The organism is Pseudomonas fluorescens, assembly GCF_005938625.1.
Classification (GTDB): Bacteria; Pseudomonadota; Gammaproteobacteria; order Pseudomonadales; family Pseudomonadaceae; genus Aquipseudomonas; species Aquipseudomonas fluorescens_BD.
Genome location: NZ_VCNJ01000020.1, coordinates 86,222 through 94,656, shown reverse-complemented (window position 1 = coordinate 94,656; position 8,435 = coordinate 86,222). Strand labels below are relative to the sequence as shown.

10 protein-coding genes are annotated in these 8,435 nt (G+C 56.3%); 4 read left to right on the top strand and 6 right to left on the bottom strand.

Features of this window, described 5'->3' with window-relative positions; all coding sequences use genetic code 11:
• The first annotated feature begins 196 nt into the window (after window positions 1–196).
• Window positions 197–2,089 (top strand): penicillin-binding protein 2, encoded by a 1,893-nt coding sequence (gene mrdA, locus FGA82_RS13845; RefSeq protein WP_141127499.1) that lies wholly within the window; start codon window positions 197–199, stop codon window positions 2,087–2,089.
• Window positions 2,090–2,146: 57 nt separating this feature from the next.
• Here mrdA and FGA82_RS13840 read toward each other — a convergent pair whose 3' ends face one another.
• From FGA82_RS13840 to FGA82_RS13825, 4 genes are all read right to left on the bottom strand, one after another.
• A complete protein-coding gene (locus FGA82_RS13840) occupies window positions 2,147–2,818 on the bottom strand; it encodes a hypothetical protein (protein ID WP_141127498.1) in 672 nt (223 codons plus the stop codon).
• A gap of 84 nt (window positions 2,819–2,902) precedes the next feature.
• Window positions 2,903–3,109, bottom strand: coding sequence for a helix-turn-helix domain-containing protein (locus tag FGA82_RS13835; protein ID WP_007910409.1), 207 nt, complete (start codon window positions 3,107–3,109; stop codon window positions 2,903–2,905).
• A gap of 9 nt (window positions 3,110–3,118) precedes the next feature.
• Window positions 3,119–3,724, bottom strand: coding sequence for a hypothetical protein (locus FGA82_RS13830; RefSeq protein WP_141127497.1), 606 nt, complete (start codon window positions 3,722–3,724; stop codon window positions 3,119–3,121).
• A 307-nt stretch (window positions 3,725–4,031) separates the two neighbouring features.
• The gene (locus tag FGA82_RS13825) at window positions 4,032–4,670 is read right to left on the bottom strand and encodes an NAD(P)H-dependent oxidoreductase (RefSeq protein WP_141127496.1); all 639 of its coding nucleotides are present in this window, start codon (window positions 4,668–4,670) and stop codon (window positions 4,032–4,034) included.
• Window positions 4,671–4,784: 114 nt separating this feature from the next.
• Between FGA82_RS13825 and FGA82_RS13820 the strand changes: the two genes are divergently transcribed.
• A complete protein-coding gene (locus tag FGA82_RS13820; protein ID WP_141127495.1) occupies window positions 4,785–5,225 on the top strand; it encodes a MerR family transcriptional regulator in 441 nt (146 codons plus the stop codon).
• Window positions 5,226–5,298: 73 nt separating this feature from the next.
• Here the strand turns inward: FGA82_RS13820 and FGA82_RS13815 are convergent, their stop codons facing one another.
• Entirely contained in the window at window positions 5,299–5,703 is a 405-nt protein-coding gene (locus FGA82_RS13815; protein WP_141127494.1) for a lysozyme inhibitor LprI family protein, read from the bottom strand.
• 57 nt (window positions 5,704–5,760) lie between these two features.
• Window positions 5,761–6,681, bottom strand: a complete 921-nt coding sequence (locus tag FGA82_RS13810; protein ID WP_141127493.1) for an ADP-ribosylglycohydrolase family protein — start codon at window positions 6,679–6,681, stop codon at window positions 5,761–5,763.
• Between the two features lie 196 nt (window positions 6,682–6,877).
• Between FGA82_RS13810 and FGA82_RS13805 the strand changes: the two genes are divergently transcribed.
• Complete coding sequence (locus tag FGA82_RS13805; RefSeq protein ID WP_141127492.1) at window positions 6,878–7,366, top strand: SRPBCC family protein; 489 nt, start codon at window positions 6,878–6,880, stop codon at window positions 7,364–7,366.
• Entirely contained in the window at window positions 7,356–8,168 is an 813-nt protein-coding gene (locus FGA82_RS13800) for an aminoglycoside phosphotransferase family protein (protein ID WP_171057282.1), read from the top strand. The genes FGA82_RS13805 and FGA82_RS13800 overlap by 11 nt, the downstream gene beginning before the upstream one ends.
• Window positions 8,169–8,435: the final 267 nt, after the last annotated feature.

The window sequence follows — 8,435 nt, the reverse complement described above, 5'->3', positions numbered from 1 at the left end:
AGCAGTTGGGGTTTTGTTTTGTCCGCAGGAAAGTTTTCGTGGGACACCGCTGTCCCAGCCGTCGCAAGAAATGGCCATTGGGGAAATTCCTTCTGAAGTGACCGGGCAGTTTTTGGTATGGTGCAGCTCGTTTTTTAACGGACTGATGTCATGCCCACGGATCGGCATTCATTTATGTCAAAGAGTTGCTGTAGAAATGCCTGAACCCATCCCGATCAAGGATCACGAAAAAGAGACGCGCCTGGTCAACAAACGGTTGATCGCCTGCGCCTTATTTGTCTTTGCCATCAGCTGCGCCCTGGTCGTGCGCCTGTATATCCTGCAAGTGGTGGAATTCGACTACCACTCGACCATCTCTGAAAACAACCGCGTCCACGTCTTGCCGATCCCGCCGACACGCGGCTTGATCTACGACCGCAATGGCGTGCTGCTCGCCGATAACCGTCCCAGCTTCAACCTGACCGTCACCCGCGAACGCGCCACTGACGTCAATCAAGAACTGGACGAAGTCATTAATCTCCTGCATCTGCCTGCAGAAGATCGCACAGTCTTCGATAAAGCCATGAAGCAGTCCCGCCACCCATTTACGCCGGTGACGCTGTTCTATGAGCTGACGGAGGAGCAGATCGCCGTACTGGCCGTCAACGAGTTCCGCCTCCCAGGCCTTGATGTCGAGCCGCAGTTTGTCCGTCATTACCCGCTCGGCGCACATTTCGCCCACTCAATCGGTTACGTCGGCCGGATCAACGAAAAAGAATCCAAAAGCCTCGATTCGGTCGAATATCGCGGTACTCAATCCATCGGCAAAACCGGCATTGAGCGTTTCTACGAAGCGCAGTTGCACGGCCACGTTGGTTATGAAGAGGTGGAAACCAACGCCCAAGGTCGCGTGCTCCGTGTACTCAAACATACCGATCCAGTTCCTGGCCAGAACATCGTCCTGAGCCTCGACATCAAACTCCAGGAAGCTGCCGAAGCGGCTCTGGGTGATCGTCGTGGTTCTGTCGTTGCGCTCGATCCGTCGACCGGTGAAGTGTTGGCCATGGTCAGCAATCCGAGCTTCGATCCGAATCTGTTCGTCACCGGTATCAGCTCCAAGGAATACTCGGCACTGCGAGATTCGATCGACCGTCCGCTGTTCAACCGCGTACTGCGCGGGCTCTACGCGCCGGGCTCGACGATCAAGCCTGAGGTGGCCATCGCCGGCCTCGACGCCGGTGTCGTGACGCCGCAGACCCGCGTTTTCGACCCCGGTTATTACCAACTCCCGGACTTCGATCACAAGTACCGCAACTGGAACCACAGCGGCGATGGCTGGGTGGACATGGACGCGGCGATCATGCGTTCCAATGACACCTATTTCTACGACCTCGCGCATAAGCTCGGCATCGATCGCCTGCACGATTACATGGCGATGTTCGGCCTCGGCGAGAAAGTCTCGCTGGACATGTTTGAAGAGTCGCCCGGTCTGATGCCATCGCAAGCCTGGAAGCGCGCGACTCGCCGGCAAGCCTGGTTCCCGGGCGAAACGGTCATCCTCGGCATTGGTCAGGGCTACATGCAGGTCACGCCACTGCAACTGGCTCAGGCCACGGCATTGATCGCCAACAAAGGTGTGTGGAACCGGCCGCACCTGGCCAAAACCGTCGATGGCGTTGCCCCGGTCGATGAGCATCCGATGCCGAACATCCTGCTCAAGGATCCGCGAGACTGGGAGCAGGTCAATCACGGCATGCAGATGGTGATGCACGATGCCCGAGGCATCGCTCGTGCGGCCGCGGCCGGTGCGCAATACCGCATCGCCGGTAAGAGTGGTACGGCGCAAGTGGTGGCCATCAAGCAGGGCGAGCGTTATAACCGCGAGAAAACCCTCGAGCGCCACCGCGATAACGCCTTGTTCGTTGGCTTCGCGCCGGCCGAGCATCCGAAGATTGCGATTTCGGTGATGATCGAAAACGGCGAGGCCGGTGGTCGTGTCGCCGGCCCTGTGGTGCGGCAGATCATGGACGCCTGGCTACTTGATCAGGACGGCCATCTCAAGCCGCAATATGCGGCGCCGTCCAAGGCGCCTGGAGACCCGCGCGTCTAACGGTTCGCAGCCCCGGCTCATGCTGGAGAGCCGAGGCTGTTAGTTGCCCTGCAAAGTCTACTTGCAGCGGTAGCCTTCGGGCATCGTGACGGTGTAGTTGCGCTGCACACGGTCCTCGAAGTTCAGGTTCTGCAAGCCTTGCTCCACCAGAAAAGCTTCGACCTTGGCTGACTGGCAATCTTCGTTATAGGACGAAGCGCGAAGCAGGTAGACCGGTCGCTTACTGACTTCATCGCGTGCGGTGGCAATAAAGGTACTGAGCGTGGTGTAACCGGTTCGCTCCGAAGTACCTATCGGGCCATAGGTAGTGTTTGGTCTACTCGTACAGGTAAGTCGGTCGTCTTTTTTCTTGCTGTTCTTGCAGACGGTAGAAGTGCTGGTCGGCACCTGCCCATACTCGGTGGCGGTATATCGGTAAGTCACCTGTCGGCTGCCGACATCGAGGCTGACGGTCATTTTTATCGGTGCGTGGTTCTTCGGCATACTGGCGTCGGTATAGACCTCTTGGTAGCCCCTGTCTTTTAGCGCATTAACCATGTCCCGTAGGTAGTAGCGTGCATTAAGTGCGTTTTCGTCACTGCCGCCCGCAGAAGTCACCAGCACAGTCGCTTTTCGATCGAAGTGATAGTCCGGATCAGGTGTGGCATTCAGCGCCACGTCCATTTGCGTGGCGCAGCCGCTGATCAACGCTGTCAGTAAAAACAGCGCGCAGAATAAAAACCGGGTCATGACAAAGCCGCCTTGCAACTAAGGATTGAATGAGAGTTAAACGGTGGGGACTGGCGACAATTAACGTTCGCGCATGCGCAAGGCTCAGTCTTTCTGATATTCCAGCAGATCGCCGGGTTGGCAATCGAGTGCTGCACAGAGTTTGTCCAGAGTGGCCATTTTCACGCCCTTGACCTTGCCATTTTTCAGTAATGACAGGTTGGCCTCGGTGATGCCCAGCAGGCTGGCTAACTCTTTCGAGCGAATTTTTTGCGTGGCCATGACAACGTCAAGGCGGACGATAATGGTCATTGTATTGTTCTATATGTATTGACTTTGCTCATCGCTGAGTACTTTTGCATCGCGCATGATAATTGAAAATAAACAGAGCAATACGCCTTTGACAATCTCGTAGGCAGAAGAGGAAGACAGGCCAATCGAGAGTTGAAAGATGCGATCCCCAGGAGGCAGATCAATAGACAGTGCCAAACCTTGCAAGGTCTCTACCAGCGGGTAAGTGGCCGGTGAAATGATGCACAGAATCCCCACTCGCCATAACACCTTGATGTTGCGCTCGGTCCAGGTTTCGCCGCGGGACAAGCGCAGGAAAAACAGCCCTGTCAGCCAGAGCACGTAGGTCGAAAGCAGGACGGGCAGGAAATCCAGAACGACGAGCAGCGCGGTGACCAGTGGCGAGAGCCATGTGTCGGGGGCAAGCAGCGCACCTTCGACAAACGGGTCAAGTAATTGCGGCGAGTTTTCGGCGAAGGCGTAGAGCAGGGCGGCAAGCATTTCATCCGTTTTAAAGAACCAGATTGACGCATTGCCGCCGACCTCGGTCACCCCCAAAACCCAGACAAGAATCGCTGCCAGTAGTCCGACCCAATGCATGCGCTGCAGTGCCAATCCGTTGTTACGAGTACTCATGAAAAATCCTTGCGGTGTCATTGGGAATGACTGATTCTCGATGTTAAATTATCGAATGGCAATAATAACTTGTTCTTGTTTTGTTAAGGTCGCTCCTGGCATCGGGATGCCGGGCCACGGCATCGTCTTCAGTTCATTCGCTTTGGAGGGATTTCAATGTCGATTGGCTCTCGAATTCGATGCAAGTCGAGAGCAGAGGAGGGAGCGCGATCTAATCGGTGGCCGCGGGTATCGATGACGGGGGCAGGAATTGATTAGAGCGGGGACACACGCCACAGGCATGCTCAGTCGCCCGCTCCTGTAGCGCTTACTTGATCTCGGTAACGAAGTTTTCTCGCGAGCGGCGAACCTTTTTCAAATTGACCAACCAGTCTCCATCAGTGGCTCGATGGCCCAGCGGCAGAATCACCACACTGCGCAAGTTACGAGCCGCGAGTCCGAGGATTTCATTGATGGCTGCGGGGTCGAAACCTTCCATCGGTGTGGCATCGACTTCTTCAAATGCTGCGGCGATCAAAGCCGAGCCCAAACCGATATAGGCCTGCCGCGCAGCAGCCTGATAATTGGCCTCCTTGCCACGCTCAGCGACAATGCCCAAGAGCATCTGACGATAATTTTCCCAGCCCTCGTTAACGGTTCCGCGTACTTCATTGGTCAGGTCGAACATCATATTGACTCGCTCCGCAGTGATGTCATCCCAGGCGGCAAACACCAGCAAATGAGAGCAGTCGGTAACCTGCTGCTGATTCCAGCTAACGGCTTTGATCTTTTCGCGAACCTCTGGATTGGTCACTACGAGCAATTCAAAAGGTTGCAGTCCACTTGATGTCGGCGTTAACCGTACCGCTTCCAGAATGCGCTCGATTTTTTCATCGGACACCGTCCGGGAAGGGTCGTACTTTTTCGTTGCGTAGCGCCATTTCAGCAGGTCTGTCAGTGTGCTCATCATCAAATTCCATAAAGGTGAAAGATGTTCAGGTGGGTCAATAACGACTGGCTGTCGTGCTGAACCTGGGCTTATGCTAACGATTAAAGCCAACTTGAAGGTCAAGCAGTTTTTATGAAGATTGGAGAAGTTTCCAAGCGCACCGGTGTTGCCGCTTCGGCCATTCGCTATTACGAGGAGCAAGGGTTACTGGAGCCTTCTACCCGTGACGCCAATGGATATCGTCACTACACCGAGGCGGCTGTTGCACGATTGATATTGGTGCGCGACGCGCAGCGGCTCGGTTTTTCCCTCGACACCATTCGCGGTCTGTTCTTGCAGGACGGGAGTTGTTCGAAGTCGCTGACCATCGAGCAAATCGATATCCGTATGGATGAGATACGCCAGATCGAGGCCAACCTGGCGATGCAACGTGAGGGATTGTTACGGCTACGGCATGTGCTGGAGGAAAGTCTGCGCAGTGGTGCACCTGTCGTGTGCGCGAAAGTGCAACGGACCGAGTCGTATCGGCCCGAGCAGAGCATGATCACGCGCAACTCATTGAACGGGCGTTGACCCACATTTGAAATGCGTTCCAATGTGGGAGCGAGCCTGCTCGCGAAAGATCCCTCAATACCGCCGCAAAAAATCAGGCCCCAGGCACCGGGCAACTCATGTCACCTTCCTCACACTTCAAATACTGTTTCAGCGACTCAACCCGCACCTTGGTCACCCCCGTCAGACAACTGCTGTAAACCCAAGGATAAACGCTTCCGCCAGTAACTCCGGACGATGAAAACTTGCACTCGGCATCCCGAAAGCCGATCCAGGCCCGCTGCGCACTGACCAACAGTTTCTTGCCGTCCGGATTGTCCTTCAAGCGCGCGGTGATCTGCTGATACATCGTGTTCAACTCTTTGTCCGCCGCTTTGAAGTCCTGCCCGGCGCACTGATTCATCGTCGCCTGATCGCTGGCATTGGCGCAGTCGATGGCGGCATGGGCGAGGGGGCTGAACAGGAAGGGCGTGAGAGCCAGAAGCAGGCGTGGGGACATGGTCAAGTCTCGCTGTATCGAAGATAAGTGCCGAGCAGTGTAGCTGCTGCACCGCGCTTATTCAGGTGGGCGCATCCGGGAAACCTCAAGCAAACGGTCGGCGGTCGCCGCAATCTCTTCACCGTCGTGCAGCTTTTCCAGCCAATGCGCAGGAATGCCTCGCACGCCGTAATAGGCGCCGGCCAACTGACCGGTGATCGCAGCGGTAGTATCGGCGTCATCACCCAGGTTCGCCGCTCGCAAAATGGCCGATTCGAAGCTGTCCGTCTGGTGAAAGCACCACAACGCCGCTTCCAGTGACTGCACGCTGTAGCCATTGCCTTTGATGTCCCTCTCGGACAGAACGAGGTAATCGCCACGCGCAATGGCGGCGACCTTGGGTTGCGAGAAGCTGGCGGAAGGCAGCTGACGCAGTTCTGCTTTGCTTGCGCCTTCAAGCGCTCTGGCAATCAGCCCGGCCAACAATTGGCAGCATTCGATGGCTTCTGGTGCTGCGTGGGTGGTTCGCGAACTGTCGGCGGCAAAGCTCTGGATTTGCCGCACGTCGGGAAAGTAGAACAGCACCACCGGAGCCAGGCGCATCAGTGAACCGTTACCGGCGCTATAAGGGTCGGTAGAGCCCGCGAAGGGTTCCGCGTTTTGCTGATATCGCGCGAGCGCCTGGCTGACGGTCATGCCGACATCGAAACATTCACCGGTCGAACTCAGGTAACCCCATTGCCACCAGTTGAGGTAGCGGCCCATCTGATCGGCAGCATTGAATCCATTCTTGTTCAGCAGGCTTTCTGCCAGACACAGCGCCATAGAGGTGTCATCGGTCCACTGCCCTGGCTTGAGGTGGAACGGGCCACCGCCGACCATATCGGTCAACGGTTGGAATGATCCTCGTGGTTTGAACTCAACCGTAGTACCGACAGCGTCGCCGCACGCCAGACCGAGCAGGGCACCGCGGTAACGTTCAGCGAGGGATGGCGGCATGATTCGTCCTTGTTCATTCAAATTCGCTGGAAAAGGTAACAGTTTCGTTGGGCGGAGGGCGCCTGGATCCATCACGGCACTGGTCAAAAAGTGCAGCTTGATGTGTCCTTGCCGATGAATGACTGCACTGCCCTGATACAACTTCACATTGGACATGTGGTCATACAGGCCTAGTGTTCAAAACAGGAGGTGACGTATGAAACCAGTACCCAATAGTTTCGAACGCAAAATCAAACTCAGGGAGACGCGTTCTCATGTCTGGCGTGCATTGGTCGATGCCGAGGCGTTTGGCCAGTGGTTTGGTGTGGCGCTGGAGGGCCGGCGGTTTATCGCCGGTGAATGGACGCAGGGGCAGGTCACGTATCCGGGTTATGAACATGTGTTGTGGAATGTGCTGATCGAGCGGGTTGAGCCGCAGCAGTTGTTTTCGTTCCGCTGGCATCCGTATGCGGTCAATCCGAAGATTGACTATTCCCAGGAGCCGACCACGCTGGTCAGGTTCGAGCTGGAAGACTTCGAGAGCGGTACGTTGTTGAAAGTATCCGAATCAGGCTTCGCGCACATTCCCGACATTCGCCAGAAAGAGGCGTATTACATGGACAGTCGTGGCTGGGAGGAGCAGTTGAGCCGGCTCGAACAGTTTCTTGCCGAGAGCGCCAAGGCCCGTGAGCGTGATGGTGGCTGACGTTTTCGATCCTTGGCTGAAGCGCTGGGCACTGGTGGCGGATGGCGCGCCGATCATCACGCCCGGCAGCCGTTTGTTGCCGGTACGCCTGAACGACAGGCCGGCCATGCTCAAGGTGGCGCTGGATGTCGATGAAAAGTATGGCAATCGGCTGATGACCTGGTGGGACGGTGACGGTGCTGCGCATGTACTGGCGCATCACCAGGATGGACTGTTGATGGAACGTGCCATGGGCCGGCGCTCGCTGATGCGCATGGCTATGAGTGGCAAAGATGACGAGGCGAGCCGGATTCTCTGTTCGGCGCTGGCACGATTGCATGCACCGCGCGTAACTCCACCGCCGCCTTTGGTGGAATTGGGGCCATGGTTCGCTTCGCTGCGCATCGCGATTGCACAACATGAGGGCCTCTACGCCCTGAGCCTGCAAACCGCCGAAAACCTGCTCGCCAACCCACAGGATGTCGTGGTGCTGCACGGCGATATGCATCACGACAATGTGCTGGATTTCCAGTCGCGTGGCTGGCTGGCCATCGATCCGAAACGGGTCAGGGGCGAGCGTGGTTTTGATTACGCCAACCTGATTTGCAACCCGGACTTGCCGACAGCCACCGATCCCGCACGTTTTCGCCGGCAACTGGATGTGATTGCTGAAGCTGCCAGGCTTGATCGCCGCAGGCTGCTGCAATGGGTGCTGGCGTTCGCCGGTTTGTCTGCAGCCTGGTTTTTGGAGGATGACGCGCTGGAACAGGCCTCGGACCAGCTGAAAGTCGCGCAGATCGCGGCTTCCATGCTCGATGCCTGACAGGGCTAAGGGTTTTCGGAAGGGTTGCTATGGCGAATGTCTTACACGCACTGGTAGCTTTTACGACTATTGCCGATTGGATCCACTGGGTAATCTACACACATCAACTGAGACACAGGGAGTGTTTCAGGATCACGGATGATCGACCATTTGCAAGGATCGCTGCCGACAGGGAGTCGATAATGGTCTTGGGAAAAACCCGCTTCGGCGGGTTTTTTTTCGCCTGTATGTAGGAGCTGCCGCAGGCTGCGATCTTTTGATTTTGCT